The 16,792-nt window shown below is 34.8% G+C and carries 14 protein-coding genes; 9 read left to right on the top strand and 5 right to left on the bottom strand.

The genetic code is table 11. The features are described from left to right. The first annotated feature begins 6 nt into the window (after nucleotides 1-6). From TZ01_RS03885 to TZ01_RS03860, 6 genes are read left to right on the top strand one after another with little or no spacing between them, the layout of a single operon-like run. Nucleotides 7-1,641 carry a cytosine permease gene (locus tag TZ01_RS03885; RefSeq protein ID WP_048101503.1) on the top strand — a complete coding sequence of 545 codons (1,635 nt, stop codon included), beginning with the start codon at nucleotides 7-9 and terminating at the stop codon, nucleotides 1,639-1,641. After that, nucleotides 1,638-2,828 carry an amidohydrolase family protein gene (locus tag TZ01_RS03880; protein WP_048101502.1) on the top strand — a complete coding sequence of 397 codons (1,191 nt, stop codon included), beginning with the start codon at nucleotides 1,638-1,640 and terminating at the stop codon, nucleotides 2,826-2,828. Before TZ01_RS03885 ends, TZ01_RS03880 begins: the two co-directional genes overlap by 4 nt. Further along, the gene (hydA, locus tag TZ01_RS03875) at nucleotides 2,821-4,200 is read left to right on the top strand and encodes a dihydropyrimidinase (RefSeq protein ID WP_048101501.1); all 1,380 of its coding nucleotides are present in this window, start codon (nucleotides 2,821-2,823) and stop codon (nucleotides 4,198-4,200) included. The genes TZ01_RS03880 and hydA overlap by 8 nt, the downstream gene beginning before the upstream one ends. Nucleotides 4,201-4,241: 41 nt before the next feature. Continuing rightward, nucleotides 4,242-6,392 carry a hypothetical protein gene (locus tag TZ01_RS03870; RefSeq protein ID WP_156150300.1) on the top strand — a complete coding sequence of 717 codons (2,151 nt, stop codon included), beginning with the start codon at nucleotides 4,242-4,244 and terminating at the stop codon, nucleotides 6,390-6,392. A 44-nt stretch (nucleotides 6,393-6,436) separates the two neighbouring features. Further along, nucleotides 6,437-6,694 carry a hypothetical protein gene (locus TZ01_RS03865; RefSeq protein WP_048101499.1) on the top strand — a complete coding sequence of 86 codons (258 nt, stop codon included), beginning with the start codon at nucleotides 6,437-6,439 and terminating at the stop codon, nucleotides 6,692-6,694. After that, nucleotides 6,691-7,596 carry a hypothetical protein gene (locus tag TZ01_RS03860; RefSeq protein ID WP_048101498.1) on the top strand — a complete coding sequence of 302 codons (906 nt, stop codon included), beginning with the start codon at nucleotides 6,691-6,693 and terminating at the stop codon, nucleotides 7,594-7,596. The genes TZ01_RS03865 and TZ01_RS03860 overlap by 4 nt, the downstream gene beginning before the upstream one ends. A gap of 3 nt (nucleotides 7,597-7,599) precedes the next feature. On the opposite strand, the gene TZ01_RS09565 is transcribed toward TZ01_RS03860, so the two are convergent. The 3 genes from TZ01_RS09565 to TZ01_RS03850 are packed head-to-tail and all read right to left on the bottom strand — an operon-like array spanning nucleotide 7,600 to nucleotide 9,399. Continuing rightward, entirely contained in the window at nucleotides 7,600-7,761 is a 162-nt protein-coding gene (locus TZ01_RS09565; protein ID WP_156150299.1) for a hypothetical protein, read from the bottom strand. Nucleotides 7,762-7,814: 53 nt separating this feature from the next. Continuing rightward, nucleotides 7,815-8,558, bottom strand: a complete 744-nt coding sequence (cobJ, locus tag TZ01_RS03855; protein ID WP_048101497.1) for a precorrin-3B C(17)-methyltransferase — start codon at nucleotides 8,556-8,558, stop codon at nucleotides 7,815-7,817. Nucleotides 8,559-8,592: 34 nt separating this feature from the next. Continuing rightward, nucleotides 8,593-9,399, bottom strand: coding sequence for a DUF929 family protein (locus tag TZ01_RS03850; RefSeq protein WP_048101496.1), 807 nt, complete (start codon nucleotides 9,397-9,399; stop codon nucleotides 8,593-8,595). Nucleotides 9,400-9,561: 162 nt separating this feature from the next. Here TZ01_RS03850 and TZ01_RS03845 point away from each other — a divergent pair, with 162 nt between their 5' ends. Together TZ01_RS03845 and prpB are read left to right on the top strand one after the other, a co-directional pair. Further along, nucleotides 9,562-10,851 (top strand): MmgE/PrpD family protein, encoded by a 1,290-nt coding sequence (locus TZ01_RS03845; RefSeq protein ID WP_048101495.1) that lies wholly within the window; start codon nucleotides 9,562-9,564, stop codon nucleotides 10,849-10,851. Continuing rightward, nucleotides 10,844-11,695 (top strand): methylisocitrate lyase, encoded by an 852-nt coding sequence (gene prpB, locus TZ01_RS03840; protein ID WP_048101494.1) that lies wholly within the window; start codon nucleotides 10,844-10,846, stop codon nucleotides 11,693-11,695. Before TZ01_RS03845 ends, prpB begins: the two co-directional genes overlap by 8 nt. A 7-nt stretch (nucleotides 11,696-11,702) precedes the next feature. Here prpB and TZ01_RS03835 read toward each other — a convergent pair whose 3' ends face one another. Beyond that, nucleotides 11,703-12,839, bottom strand: a complete 1,137-nt coding sequence (locus TZ01_RS03835; RefSeq protein ID WP_048101493.1) for a cytochrome P450 — start codon at nucleotides 12,837-12,839, stop codon at nucleotides 11,703-11,705. 124 nt (nucleotides 12,840-12,963) lie between these two features. On the opposite strand from TZ01_RS03835, the gene TZ01_RS03830 reads away from it, so the two are divergent. Further along, entirely contained in the window at nucleotides 12,964-14,208 is a 1,245-nt protein-coding gene (locus TZ01_RS03830; RefSeq protein WP_048101492.1) for an alkaline phosphatase family protein, read from the top strand. Here TZ01_RS03830 and TZ01_RS03825 read toward each other — a convergent pair. Beyond that, nucleotides 14,205-16,568, bottom strand: a complete 2,364-nt coding sequence (locus tag TZ01_RS03825; protein WP_048101491.1) for a M1 family metallopeptidase — start codon at nucleotides 16,566-16,568, stop codon at nucleotides 14,205-14,207. The two genes, TZ01_RS03830 and TZ01_RS03825, sit on opposite strands and share 4 nt — an antisense overlap. Nucleotides 16,569-16,792: the final 224 nt, after the last annotated feature.

The raw sequence follows: 16,792 nt of genomic DNA, 5'->3' as shown, positions 1-16,792 counted from the left end.
GCATCAATGAGAGAAGAATCCTCATGGAGACAGGATATTATCTCTGTTGATCCAAAAAATGGATATGTGGACTTAAAAACCACATATCCTGACAATAAATATTTATGGAATCAGGATTTCCAGCCCACGGCTGAAAGGAATAGAACATGGGGATCATGGACATTTTTTGCAATATGGTTTGGCATGGCGGTGGAGGTTGAATCATGGAGCCTTGTATCGGTGGGCTTTGATTTCGGGTTTAATTGGTTCTGGTCCCTGATGGCAGTGTTTATAGGTAATGCTGCTGTTTTGGTACCGATTTTAATCATAGCACATGGAGGTGCAAAGTACGGCATGCCTGAAACATCATTGACAAGGAGCAGGTGGGGAACTTATGGGACATGGGTGCCATCATTTGTAAGGGGTCTTATTGGTGCAGGATGGTGGGGTATAGATACATGGATTATTACCGAAAGCGTTTCCGGCATGTATATAATATACTCAGGACTCAAACCCGAGCTTCTAAGTCTGGTTGCATCAGGAAATGCAACACCATTCACCATATCAACCATTAATCCTGACCTTTTCTGGGGTGTATTTATAGCCACCATACTGGTAAGGCTTGCAATACTTTATTTATCACCACCAAAAAGCGGTCAGACCCTGCTTAAAAAAATTTCATGGATTGTTCCATTTATTGCTTTTCTTGGTTTTATAATCCTATTTTACATCGATGCCCAGAGTGTTTCCTGGAATTTTTCACCCATTTTTAAAATAGGCACCACTGTTTCTGGATCTGCATTCTGGTATGCAATGATTGGATTAATTAATGCAAACATAGCATTCTGGGCAACCATGGCAATAAGCATGCCTGATTATACAAGATATGCAAGATCACAGAAATCCCAGATTTATGGCCAGCTAACACTTCCAATCATGATGCTTGGAATTGGCGCCATGGCGCTTCTCACCGCTGGAATAAGCATTATAAAATATAAAACACCAATATACGACCCAATTCTGCTGACTACAATCTCGCTTCCACCGGATCTTGCATACATAACGCTTTTCCTGCTGCTTCTTGGTGTCTTAATGGTAAATATATATGCAGATACTGTAGGTCCAGGATATGATTTTTCAAATATTTATCCAAAGCTTATTCCATGGTTTGGTGGTGTTTTAATAGTTGTTGCAATTGCAGCATCGCTTCAGTCATGGAGTTTTTACTTCAGTGCAGGTGCGTATGTTGAAAACTGGCTTCTTGGATACGGTGCAATACTTGGCGCAGTGGAGGGTGTATTAATATTTGACTATGTTATCATAAGGAGGTTTAAATTCGAAATATCAGATGTGTTCATGCCAAATGGAAGATTTAGATACTGGCGCGGGTTTAACCCTGCAGCAATTATAGCATTTGTGCTTGCAATATTCCTTGTGTATCCACCATCAACATACCTTCCTGTAAGCTTTTATCTTTACCCATACCAGTCCTGGATTTATCAGGCATCGTGGATATCAACAATTCTAATATCTGGTTTTGTATATATTATACTTATGAAATACTGGGTTATACCAAAATATCAGCCAGAGTTAAGGGGAGGCTTACTTCATGGATATATAGCAGATGATACCAAAAATATCTTTGAGGGTGCAGAAAAATGATTATAAAAAATGCATTAACATATCCTGACGGAAAATTAATGGATATCAATATATCCAATGGAATGGTATCAGAATATGGGGATGGGGAGATCATTGATGCCCAAAAACATCTTGTAATACCAAGCTTTTCAGAACTGCACATTCATCTGGATTCTGCATTTATATCAAGATCTGGCATTATAAATAAAAGCGGTACTCTTGAGGAGGGGATAAAACTCTGGGATGATTATAAGCTTCATAAACTTAATGCAGAGGATGTCCACAGCAGGGTAATAAATGCAATCAGGCTTCTGGCCAAAAACGGCGTAACAAGAATAAGAACCAATGTTGATGTATCCGATCCTGAATTAACAGCATTAAAGGAAATTTTAAAGATAAAAAAAGAGGTTAATGATGTTGATATTCAGGTAACAGCATTTCCACAGCATGGAATTTATACAGAAAAACAAAACATTGAGCTGCTGGAAAAATCACTGGAAATGGGTGCTGATAATGTTGGGCTTGCACCGCATCTCGAAAATACATATGAGGATGGCATCAGGTCTGTTAAAACTGCCTTTGACCTTGCAGAAAAATATCAAAAAAATATAGACGGCCATATTGATGAGACAGACGATCCTGAATCAAGGTTTATCGAGTATCTTTGCACTGAAAAAATAAAAAGAAATTTTAATGGTACAGTTTCTGCCGGGCATCTCACTGCAATGCATTCATATAATAACCAGTATGCAAATAAAATTATTAAGCTCATATCACTGGCCGGTGTTAATGTTATATCAAATCCATTAATTAATATGAACCTGCAGGGTAGGTATGATTCATATCCAAGAATAAGGGGAATTACAAGGATACGCCAGATGATTGAAAATAATGTTAATGTTGTTATAGGTCAGGATTGCATTGAGGATCCATGGTATCCGCTTGGCACCGGGGACCCTCTGGATGCACTTTTCATGGCCGTACATGCCGAGCCATTAATGACCCCAGAATTACTTAATTATTCACTAAACATGGTTACATTCAATGCGGCACGGGCCTTTGGCATTAAAAATTATGGGTATTCAAATGGTGATCAGGGTGATTTTATAATCACAGAATCAAAAAATCCTGTGGAATTCCTTCAGTTCAGATCCCCAAGGATTGTAATAAGGAAGGGAAAAATTATAAAAGGTGATAGGAATGAATGATTTATTAATAAAAAATGGAAATATTTGCCTGCCCTCAGGCATGGTAAAAAAGGATCTTTATATTAGGGATGGCAAGGTAAGCAAAATAGGTGATATTAATGAAAAGGCTGATGAGGTCATCGATGCCTCTGGAAAACTAATTCTTCCAGGGCTTATAGATGGCCACACGCATATGGACTTTCCATTCATGTCAGAGGTAACCGCTGACGATTTTTATTATGGCACCATGGCGGCCCTGGGTGGTGGAGTTACAACAATAGTGGATTTTATTACACCATCCAAGGGGGAAAATCCACTGGATGCATATGAAAGATGGAGAAAAAAGGCTGATCCAAAGGTAGTCTCTGATTATTCACTGCACTGCATACTTAGATCAGGTGATAAAACATCACTTGATGCTGTAAAGCCATTAATAGACCGTGGCGTTATATCATTTAAATTATTTATGGCATACAAAAACGAGCTTCTGCTTGATGATGAGTCATTGTATGATGCCATAAAGGAGATAGCAAGGCACGGTGGTGTTACCGCAATACATGCTGAGAACGGCGCAATAGTTGATAAAAGAACAGAGGAGCTTCTTGCGGATGGAAAAATAGATCCGGTTTATCACTATTTTTCAAGGCCGGAAATAGTTGAAATAGAGGCGGCAAACAGAATAGCGGCGATAGCATCCATGATAGGCAGGGATGTAACCCTTTACATGGTGCATACATCAACATATGAATCTGTAGATATTTTTAGGGAGTACAGAAAGAAGGGGTATAAGTTCTATAATGAAACAACACCGAATTATCTGACATATGATTATTCTGTTCTTGAGGGGGAATACGGTTACAGATATATTATGAGTCCACCCTTCAGAACACAGGCGGAAATAGACGGCCTGTGGTCAAGACTTGCCATGGATGAAATTTATGTCATGGGAAGTGACCACTGCGTTTATTCAGACGAGCAGAAGAAACGTTATATGGACAAGGTGCCCCCATTTAACGAGGTGCCAAATGGTACTCCTGGAACAGAAACAATACTCCCACTTTTATTTACAAATGGTTACATGAAGGGAAAAATATCAATGGAGCAGCTTGTATCTGTATCGAGCACAAATCCTGCAAAACTGTTTGGCCTTAAAAATAAGGGAAACCTGCTTCCGGGATATGATGCAGATATTGTTATTATAGACCCAAAGAAGGAATTTACAGTGTCATACAAAATGCTCCACAGCAATATTAAATACTCAATATTTGAGGGGGAAAAACTTTATGGTTTTCCTGAGATAACAATTCTTAAAGGGAAAAAGGTCATGGAAAATGGCAGGATACTTGCCAGTGCTGGATCTAGAAAATATGTACCGGGTGAGATATCAAAATAAAAACTTAAAAAAATTTTTTTATGACTTTTTTATAACCAAAAATGCGAAAAATTTTCATGATCATCATTCTTATAATAACATTATTAATTCTTGTATCAGGCAATTTTTTAAATATAAATAATATTGACAATAAAATTAATGAGGATCAGGCAGCTCAAAACATAAATGTTTTTTCAGGCAATTCAAGTGATCCTTATATATATTTCAATGGAACAGTTGATAATTCAACATCCTTTAATTATGGCCTAAGCTGGAATACAAGCAAATATTTTGCCAGTACTGAAAATTCTATTTTAATATATCAGAATAATGTAACACTGCTTAATATAACATATGGAAAATATGATTACTGTGCAACGGTTGTAAATGCAGATAAAAAATATAGTAACCTGTTCAGCCTTAAAAGGGAAAACCACTGGTATAATATTACATTTATTTTTTCACCATACAGCAGTTACTGTGCATATATAATTATAAACAGTTCGCATGAAATTAGCATACCATATAAAATAATGTTAAAATACCCTGTTAAAAATGGAAGGATTGTTATTGCATTTGGCGGGCCAAGATCAACACAGAAAATAATAAATTACGGCGAAAGGCCATTTAATAATCTTATTTATTTTAATAATCACAGTTTGAAACTAAATAAATATTCATACAGCCTAATTTATAACGGCACATCCAGTTACAGTGCTGTTTTTAATGGTTATTATGGTGAACTTTTATATGTCCATAATAAGTCCATTGTTGGATATAATATATACAATAAAACATCCCATATAATTTATTCATTGAATAATAATTACACAAACATTTCATACGTTATCCAGAATCAGAAATACTATATATTTGTATCACAGAATAATATAAATTTAAATCTAATAAAAATCTGCAAAAATGGTACATTTGCAGGAACATTAAAGATTAAAAAGCTTTTTTCAGGATATATCTATTTCTATGATGGATATTATATTTATTATGGTTTCAATCATATGGAGGTATTTAAAAATGAATCATTATTAAAAACATATGAGTTTAATGGAATTATAACATATTTAATGCTATCCGGTGATAATTTGCGCTTCAATGTACTAAACAGAACTGTCATTAATGAATATGAATTTAATAATAGCATGGTTCCCGCAGAATATAAGGTATTAAACCTAAGCAGGGCTGTTAATGCAACGGTACTAAATTATTACGGAAATAGATTTAGCATCATCCATAACGGCACAGAGATGCTAGGTGCCGGCAAAATTTTAAATGGATTTTATCCCCTGCCGGAAAATTATTTTATTGATTCCAAAAATATATACTATTGTGAAAATGGTACACTGCTTAATACCGGCATAAAAAACACCGGTTATTTTAGTTTTCAGAAGGGTATAATAATCAACTTTTACCATAATTATGCCTTTATTTATGATTCCAGCACAATTCAAAAACCGAATAAATTTTATGTTTCAATGAACTATAATATATCAGGAAAAATATTGCACCTGCACTATCATATTCATGGTATATACAGGCACTATCTTGCATTTATAAATATAAAAAATTCCAGCATTATTATACATGCCGGAAAAAATTTTAACATATCATATGAAGTTAATTATAATGGATTATACATTATGAATCTAACACTTATTGATCCACAGGGGATTAGGGAATATTACAGCACATCAGTTGGTATAAACAGCTTCCCGGTTATTAAAACCATGGATATAGCCCAGCGTGGCAATTCGGTCATTGCAATAATTAATGGAGAAAATATAAATAATGTTACATTTAAATGGTATGTTAATGGAAGATTTTATGGTTCGGGTACGCAAATAAATAACCTGCCTGACGGTATAGACCATGTTGAACTGACCGCATATTACAACGGCCATTATAAAAATGTTACAGAGACATATTTAATTCTGGGCAATATTCCATATTATACTGCAGCCGCAGGGATTATAATAATTTTAATAATTTTCTCATATAATATGGTTTTTAATAACAAAAATATCGAGGAATTAATAATGAAATACGATAAAAAAATGTTAAGGGAGATTTTACATGAATCACGTAAATTAAGGATAAAAAAACATCTATTAATGAAAAAGTTACGGGAAATGGAGGGCAGTGGAAAAATTTCACTTGAAAAAGACATGGATAAGAATATTTACATTATAAAAAAATGAATTTTCATAAATAAAAAATATATACATCGCCATTATAAACCTGCATGCTGGTTTACTATTTAATAAATACAGTAAGCGCAATGCTTGGCAGGCTGGATGAAATTGTCATAGGTGTATCGGCATTGATTATTTCAATACTCTGGATACCAATAGCCTTGAGCTTTTTTAGCACCGATGATGCCAAAAGAACAGTGGCAAAGGAAAAATTGAAAAATGCGTTGATTGGAACATTTATTTATATTCTGGCTGTTAGCGGGGCCATGTACTCAATATTTAATTATATTATTACCGGACATATATGAATGCGGAATATATTATCAAAATATTTATTAATTCATTATACTCTTTAATTAATTATTCAGTAACAGCCTCATGGGATATCCTTGTTAAATACGGTCTAAGCCCTTATTATTCCTACACACAATTTTTTAATCAAAATAAGGGATTTATGGGATTTTATAATATTTTAATTTCAAATATTTATATTTACGTTTTTTCCACGGCGGTAATAATTTCGGCCCTTATTTTATTTATAAAAAGTTCATTTGACCTAAATCCTGATTTCAGGAGATACATGGTAAAGGCATTTTCTGCATTTCTTCTTTTCTGGAATTCATATTATGTGGCAATTTATATATTAAAAATTTCATATGCATTTTATATATACATTTACAGATTAAATGCCAACTGGTACAATATTTTAAATGTATCAATTAATATAAATAATAAGCTCCTATCATTTCTATTTACCGGTTCATATTTATTTTCAATACTTCTGCTCTTCACCATTTTTATTGTACGGCAGGCCCTTATAATCTTTTTTATTATTTTTATGCCAATGGTATCATTACTTATCATTGTTCCCGGAACTGAAAAATACGTATTTAAATTCATAAGAATGTTTTTTGAGCTGGTATTCTTCCCATTTTTTAGCATATCAATGCTGTACACCTTATCATTTTTTTCAGATGACCCGTTTATGCAGATTGGTATAATTTATGTATCAGCCCTTGCACCAGTATATTTAATGACAGAAATGTTTCAGTTATTCAGAACAGGCATATATGCTATTGGTGAGGCTGCATATATAAATACCATTGATACAGGCAGCATAAACCCGGGATATATACTTAACTCTGGTATGTCAGTGGATAAAACCCTTGATGATCAGTTTGGTGATGAAACAAGATTAAAATTCAATTAACCCTTATTTTTTCATAATCTTATAATCAATATCATATTTGTGTGTTATAAACCCCTGGCAGCAATCCAAAAGCACCGTGTGCCCGCATACTGGACAGGCCTGATTATGCCTGTAGATATAGCATTTATCACAATTACAGCCAGGTTCAAGGCAGTCCTCACACATAATTTAATATTATTATATATTATTTTAACGTTTTTTATTGTTTATTACAACATTTAATATTCATATTTTTTACTGTAACCCCGGGGTGTTATCATAAAATCCTTATACGAATATGTCTGTGAGTTTCCAATAATCACCGTGGAAAACATATCTATTGTATTATAATCCATGGATTTTATATCAGTTAAAATAACCTCCTGACCATCCCTATATGCATTTTTCACAATACCCACTGGCGTCGATTCATTTCTGTATCTTTTTATAATTTCCATTGCGTTTACTATACCATTTTGCCTCCTCATACTTTTTGGGTTGTAAAAAATTATTACAAAATCTGCCTCCGCAGCATTCATTATTCTTTTTTCAATAATGTTCCATGGTGTCAGATTTGTGCTCAGGCTGATGCTGCAGAAATCATTCATAATTGGTGACCCAAGAAGCGCGGCTGCAGAATTAAGCGCTGATATGCCGGGTATAACATGCACATCAATATCTATATTCTTTTTTGAAATAATTTCCAATGCAAGCCCTGCCATGCCATATATGCCCGAATCCCCGCTTGAAACAAGTGAAACAGTCTTACCATTTAGAACCTCAAGAACTGCACGCTCCGCCCTGTCCACCTCATTTGTTATTTCGCTTTCAATTATTTCCTTGTTCTTTAATATTGGTCTTATTAAATTTATATAATATTTGTATCCAATTATAACAGATGATTCGTTTAATTTTTTAACTGCAAGGCCTGTTAAATTATCCATGCTTCCAGGACCAATGCCGATTAAATAAAGCGATGCCATTCAATCATAATATCTAATTTATATATTTCATTTTTTATGCCTTTATAATATATCCAAGGAACTGATTTCCAGAACTTTTTATTGCATTGATGCCGTTCAGGTTAGACATAACATGGGCAGGACTGTCCGGTGCCCAGGCGTTTTCATTTCCTGTTCCAATATTATTCTCAGGATTATATAAAAGTCCCTGATATATATACGCCCCCCTGGGGCCGGTTATTATCATTGTCGTTTCTATATGCCCATCATATGTAATATTGCCCCTGTATTTATAGAACTCGGATGCCACGCGTGCAGGAAATGTTTTATTTATTATACTAAATCCATATGCAATCTTTGAACCGCTTATTGTTTTATTATTTACGGTACCTGTTAGCGTCTGATTATATAAATACAATGGATAAAATGTTATTACCTTAGATTTATAATTAAATGTTATGTTATCTTTAAATATTAACCCGGGATTATCAGCAAATATGTCAGTCGATGAAGAGGTATGCAATTGAACATCTTTATATATATTTTCAGTGGAATTCATTGCATAGTATAATGACCATGAGTCAGCTGCACCTATTGGGCAGCCGTACCATGAAACATAATAAACCGCGTATTTATTGCCATTTATAAGGTCATACTCAGATATCTTGTAGTATTTATTTGATTCTATACCTGATGGTGGAATAAAGAATGGATTGGTAACGGCAAGCACAACTATAATTACAAGTACAACTGATAATATTGACCCAAGAATAAAATTTTTATTTTTAAATATACCTGCTTTTTTAATTTTTTTCTGTTCCCCCCGATTTTTATTCCCAACATTTTTTTTATTTTTTGCCATTTATATTGTACTAATTAAATTTTGGTATTAAATATTACTGAATCCAAAAAACTGAATTTATTTACAAAGATAATCGTTCTTAGAATTGGTTTTACAAAAGGAAAAGAATAAATTAAAATTATCCAATGAAAAACAATATATTGTTAAACACTATCTTGATTTATGAACATTGAAGAGGAACTGGCAGATTTTATATCCAATACAAAATATAATGACCTAGCGGCGGACGTTAAACATGAGGTGAAAAGAAGGTTCATAGACAGCCTTGGTGTTGCATACTCATCCATGGATTCACAGCCCGCGTTAAAGTTCAAAAAACTTTCGGGGCTTTATCCTGGAAATGCCAAAATGATTGGGCTTAATACTGCATCACCTGATTATTCAGCCTTTTACAACTCGCTTATAATAAGATACATGGATTTTAATGATACGTATTTATCACTGGAGCCACTGCATCCAAGTGATATATTCGGTTCGCTCATATCCTTAGGGTCAATGTTCCATAAAACCGGAAAGGATCTTATTACGGCGGCAGCCGTTGGTTATGAAATAGGCGCCCGGTTCTGTGATTCGGCAACTTTAAGAAAAAAGGGGTATGACCATGTAAATTATACAGAAATTGCAATGGCCGCTGCACTTTCAAACATGATGAATTTTGATGTGGACCAGACAATAAATACCATTTCCATTTCACTGGTGCCACATATAGCATTAAGGCAGACAAGGGTTGGTGAGTTATCAATGTGGAAGGCCGGTGCCGCTGCAAACTCTGCCAGAAACTCAATATTTGCCGCACTTGCAACACTTTATGGCTTTACATCACCAAGGGAACCAATTTCTGGAAAGATGGGTTTTAAAAATATTATAGTTCCTGATCTTGCTGAGGACGCATTAAGGAAAAAATCTTCTGATGCAATAATGCGCACATATATAAAGAAATATCCAGTTGAGTACCATGCACAGGCTGCTGTTGAGGCCGCATTAAAGCTTGCAAATGAAATAGATGTTAACAGAATAGATTCTGTTGAAATAGAAACATATGAGGCGGCTGTAACAATACTTGCAGACCCTGAAAAATGGAGTCCGGAGAATAAGGAAACTGCAGATCACAGCCTTCCATTTATCGTGGCATCGACACTTTTAAATAAGGATTTCTGGACAAATAATTACAGCGACATCAGGAATGAAAATGCCAAGTCATTAATGAAGAAAATAAAGGTAACCGAGATTCCAGAGTATACCAAAATGTATCCGGAAAGCCTTCCTGTTAAAATAAAAATAAAATGCGGGGATAAAAAATATGAAAGTGAGGTTATAATTCCAAGGGGCCATTATAAGAATCCAATGGATGACCGCGAGGTGGAAACAAAGTTTATTAGATTAACCGGTATGGTTTCAGCCGTAAGGGACCTGTGGAATATGGAGGATAAGGAGGTGGAAAATCTTGTCTAATCTTCTTGATGAAAAATTTACAGTTGTGCCCGGGGTTTTTAACCCATTTGCGGCACTTCTGGCAAAGAGAAATGGATTTAAGGCTGTTTATCTTTCAGGCGGTGCCCTGACATCATCATACGGCCTTCCAGACCTTGGAATGATTAGCATAACAGAGCTTGCTGATATGGTAAGAAAAATCCATGAGGTAACAGATATACCTGTAATAGTTGACGCTGACACCGGCTTCGGGGAAACATTAAACGTTTACAGAACCGTTAGGCTGCTGGAGGACGCCGGCGCTGCAGCCATACAGATCGAGGATCAGGTTTCACCAAAAAGGTGTGGCCATCTTGATGGAAAGGAGGTAATAAGCCGCGAAAATATGATAGAAAAAATAAGATCGGCAAATATGGCAAGAAAAAAATCCCTAATAATTGCCAGAACAGACTCACGTGCAGTAAAAGGACTGGATGAGGCAGTTGAACGTGCAAGAATATACATTGACGAGGGCGCTGATATAATATTCCCTGAGGCACTTACATCTGTGGATGAATTTAAGTATGTTGCGGATAAGGTTGATGCACCACTTCTGGCCAACATGACCGAGTTTGGAAAAACACCATTAATAGACGCCGGAACATTTGAGAGACTAGGCTACCGTTTTGTTATATTCCCTGTTACCACATTCCGTGCTGCAGCCAGGGCAATGGATGAAACATTAAAGGCATTAAAAAGTGATGGAACCCAGAAAAATATTATGAATAACCTGATGACACGTGCGGAGCAGTATGATGTAATAAATTATAAATTCTATGAGGATTTTGATAAAAATATAGCAGAAAGGGATAAAAAAATGCTATAATATATTTTTATAAATTAATTATTAATTTTTTAAAACCGTACATAATATCGCTGTCTATTCTATCATCACCGGACGGTTTTTCAACGGTAAAATCTTTTATAAATTTGGAAAATTCCTTCAGAACAACCACTGCCTCAAGGCGTGCCAGTGGGGCACCTATACAGAAGTGTATACCGTGTCCGAATGCCATGTGCCTTTTATTATTCCTTTTTGGATCAAACAAATCCGGTTCCTTATATATGTCCTCGTCCCTGTTTGCCGATCCAAGATATAAAAATACAATATCATTTTTAAGCACCTCAGTACCCGATATCTCTGTATCCTCCCTTGCATACCTCCTTGTTGATTGAACAGGTGATCTGTATCTTAGCGTTTCCTCTATGACTGCCGGGATAAGTGATGCATCATTCTGCATTTCATAAAAATATTTTTTGTTCTCAGAAATCGTTAATATGGTATTTGTTATTAGATTTGTTGTGGTTTCATTACCGGCCACAAGAAGTAAAATTGCAAAGCTAACTATCTCCTGATCAGTTAATTTTCTTCCATCAATCTCAACCGTGCATAGATCCTTTAAAAGTCCTTTTAATTTATCAGGCTTCCTTATTAAGCCATAAAAATAATCTGCAATCTCATACTGTGTTTTTATGTCCGGTCCACGGCCAAGGGAGGATGCAAGTCGGTCTGACCAGATCTTAAACAGTGGCATGTCATTATCCGGTATGCCCAGTATCTCTGAAATAACCATGACAGGCAGTGGGTATGAAAGTTTTGCAACTATATCCACATTTTTTTCCGTAAGCATGTTAATAATGAGGTCATCAGCAATTTGTCTTATTCTATTTTCGTAATTATCTATTGTTTTTGGCACAAAGGCATAATTAATGAGGTTCCTTAACTCTGTATGTTTTGGAGGGTCAAGTATGAGTATGCTTGGTGCAATTTTTTCATTAAGAATGCCGGAAAGGTTTTCATCAAGGAGATCTCTGAACTGTGATGAAAAGACACGGTGGTTTGACAGTACATTTAATATATCATTATATTTAAACACATGTACTGAATTACCATATCTGAATACAGGATGATTCTGTCTCATAAACTCATACCATTTAAATGGTTCGTCCCTGTATGTTGGCATATTCATAATAACCATATTCAAATTTTAGTATATCTCTTTATCCAAATTCCATTTATAACATGGATAAATCATATCAGCCCAGGTTTAACAAAATATACCTATTTTTTATAGTTTTAATACATATTCAACCATGATTATTGATAATATTATTGAGAATTATAAAAAAGATGAAAACTTTGTTTATCCTTGTTACAATGGATATAATTTTGCAAATATAAATGCATCAATATTAAATTTATTCGGCATCAGCCATGGAAGGGGCCTTGACAGAAATTTATATTTTAATCTTGATAATGATGTACCAACGGTATTCATTTATATTGATGGCCTTGGTTACGGTCACTGGATTGATTATCTATCACAGTACCGGCCATTTAAAATTATTAATGATGCCGGGCTTGTCTCTCCAATCACCGCAGTTTTCCCATCCACAACGGCCGCTGCAAGCAATACAATAAATACAGGTAAATATCCATCTGAACATGGCCTCTTTGAATGGAGGCTTTACATTGATGAATTTTCAATGGTATTAAAAAGCCTCCCGTTTATTCCTGTTTATAAAAAAGATAATGAGCGTTTTAAAAATTCAAATTTCAGTCCTGAAATACTCTTTAACGGTGAAACGTTTTATGAAATCCTCAGAAAAAGTGGAATAAAATCCTACATAATATCAAATAGCAATTTAATGAAGAGTGATTACAGCAGAATAATGTATTCAGGTTCAAAGGAAAGAAAGCGTTTTGATTTTTTATGTGAGGGATTTATTATCTTAAAAAAGTTGCTTATGAAACTGCATGGCCCCTCATATGTATTCTTTTATATAGAAAATTTTGATAAGATACAGCACAGATACGGGCCTGGCAGTTTGGAGCATTTATATTCTATAAAAAATATATCATATCTTTTTAATGACTTTTTAAATGAACTTGCCGGCCAAAAAATAAATGTAATTATATCATCGGATCATGGATTTATGCCTGTGAAGAATAAGATATATGTTAGGTGCATAGATGAATATATTACTGTAAGGGATGGGAAAAAAATACCGGAAACATGGAGCCCCAGGGATATGTCCATTTATTCTGAGGATGATAAAATTATGGATGTTTTGTCCGAACAGCTCATGGGAAGGGCCATGATAATAAAAAAGGGTGATCTTATAAGAAGACAACTGCTTGGGCCGGCTGATATCACAAAAAAATACTGTTCACGCATTGGTGATTTTATAGTTTTGCCATATTATGGAAACACTGTATGGTATAAATACTGTGAAAATGACATTATTAAGGATAACGGTATGCATGGTGGTCTAAGCCCTGAGGAAATGATAATACCGCTTGCATCCATAAATTTAAAAGATATTAAAAATTATTAATTTGATGCCTTTATGGCATTTTCAAATATTTCGAGGAATTCAAGTCCCTTGTTGATTCCACCCTCTATTTCATCTCTTCTAATTTTTTCTGCATCCTTTTTAATCTTTTCTGGATCTGCAAGCCCACCATATGATATCATGGTCTGAACACATCTGTTTATTCTAAGGTTGCTTACCCTGATGTTAAATAATAGGTCTACAATGGTTTCTAAATTATTTACTATAAATTCCCTCGACTCCGGATATGTTGCCATTGATGTAAAGAATGAATCTGCATCCTGTTTTTTTACCCTGCCTGATTTAATGAAATCAATTATCTGGTCATGATCCTCATTTTCAGATAATATGCCGCAGGCCATTATTGCCTTGGTTTTGTCCTCATCACTTTTTGAATTCTCTATTATGTCCCTGAAATATGAGAAATCTGAGCCTGTTACAGCCCTTGATATCAAATAAGCCTGCCTTTCATCAGGATTGACAAGCTCAAAACTGCTGTATTTCTTTACAAGCTTTGAGGCAAAATCAGAGTTGATGTATGCCAGCCTTGAGTACAGGTTTGAAAGCACTGTTTTATAATTAAAATCATCCGATTTATTTTTTTCAATATATTCAATTTTATCCTTAATATAGAAATTAACTATATCCTTAAAGTATATATTCTGCGATATTATAAATAAATTATAAAGTTCCTTTGATATTTCCTCAATAATAACGGGCTCATTAATCTTGTAAAAAGTTTCCATCCTGCGCATAAATTCTGTTAATTCCATCCTTCCTGCAAGGAATAAGGCATACATGTCATTTATAATTCCCCACTTCTCGAATACGCTTATCTTGTCAAGGTTTTTTATTATGTTATTAAAAAGTTCATTATCATAATATACGCGGTAGAATCCAAAGTGCATTTTATTTAAGGAAATAATATCGCCATCAAGTTTAAGGTCTTTCCCCTCCATTAAAATCTTCTGCTCGCCGCTAAATCTGTTTATAAATAAAGGTATCTTCCATTCTTCATGTTCATTGCCGTGCAAATTGAATTTTTCCTGTGTTAGCAAAAGGCCATTATCTGTTTTTTTGGCCATTAAAAGCGGGTAACCCTTCTTGGAAATCCATTCATTCATTATTTCCGATATTCCCTTTTTTGAAACCTCCTCTATTGAATTCCAAAGATCTGAACCCTCTGCATTTGAATATGAGAATTTTTTTAGATAATTTCTTAACCCGGTCATGAACACATCATTTCCGGTGTATGCCTCTATCATTCTGAGCACATTTGATCCCTTTCCGTATCTTATTTCATATGATAATTTTGACACGCCCATGGGATCGCTTACCTCAGCGTTTATTGGATGTGAGTTAATTATTGAGTCCATTGTGTATGCGCCATCTGTCTGATCCAGAAGAAAATCACCAAAGAAATTCCATGAGGGCTCAACAGCATCAACTGTTTTAAATGCGAAGAATGTGGCAAAGCTTTCATTTAGCCACAGATCATTCCACCATTTCATTGTTACCAGATCACCAAACCACTGGTGCACAAGTTCATGTGTTATTACCTCTGCACTCCTTCTGTAACTTTTAGAGGATGATGAGGCATCCATGTTTAACAGTATTTCCCTGAATGTTATTGCACCCCAGTTTTCCATGGCACCTGCTGCAAATTCTGGAACAGCAATTAAATGCAGTTTTGGCAGCATGTATTCTATATTGGTATAATTTTCAAGGTATTCAACAGATTTTTTTGCAATATCCAGAGGATATGATGATTTTGAAAGCCTGCCATCCATGGCGGCATAATAAAACCTCTTGTTGCGGTACATCGTGGACATCTCATCAAAATGCCCAATACCTATGTAAAGAAGATATGTTGACATAACCGGGGTTCTCTCAAACGTTACTATTTTCTTGTTTGCCTCTATTTTTTCATGCTTTATGGGCATGTTTGATATGGCCTGCAAATCCTTATCTATTTTCACCTCAAGGTCAAAGGTTGCCTTGTACAACGGATTGTCAAAGCATGGAAATGCCCTCCTGGCATCTGATTCTTCAAACTGCGTTGATAATATATATTTATTGGCATCACCTGCTACATAAAATCCCTTTAAACCTGGATCATTATATGTGTAAAATTCTATGGAAAGATCAATAACATCACTGGAATCATTATCCACAACCAGCTGTGTGTTTGAAACTGAAAATACGGCATCCATTCCATTAATTTTAACACCTTTTATATCTATTTCATTAATGTCAAGCTCAAGTTTTTTATCCGGTTTTTCTATTTTTATATTCTCGGTTCCTGAATATTTTTTGCCTGCAAAATCTATATCCAGATGTATGTCATAATTTAAAATTTTCATAAATCCATATAAAATATTGTTTTATAAATTTGTTCATGTTTTTATCATAAATTTAATATTTTATACAACATTTTTTTATACCTGAAGGTATGGTTAATGCAGGTGACATTTGGTATGTAATAAATATGCCATATGATGCAATTAATGGACTGAAAACAATTGTGCATACAATCTAATATAAAGGAAGGAGATAAGCACGGGAAAATAAAGAAAATCCTAGTTGT

Origin of the sequence: Acidiplasma sp. MBA-1 (genome assembly GCF_000949015.1) — an archaeon.
GTDB classification, from domain to species: Archaea; Thermoplasmatota; Thermoplasmata; order Thermoplasmatales; family Thermoplasmataceae; genus Acidiplasma; species Acidiplasma aeolicum.
Note: the sequence above shows the minus strand (reverse complement) of the source record. Positions and strands in the feature narration are given on the sequence as shown.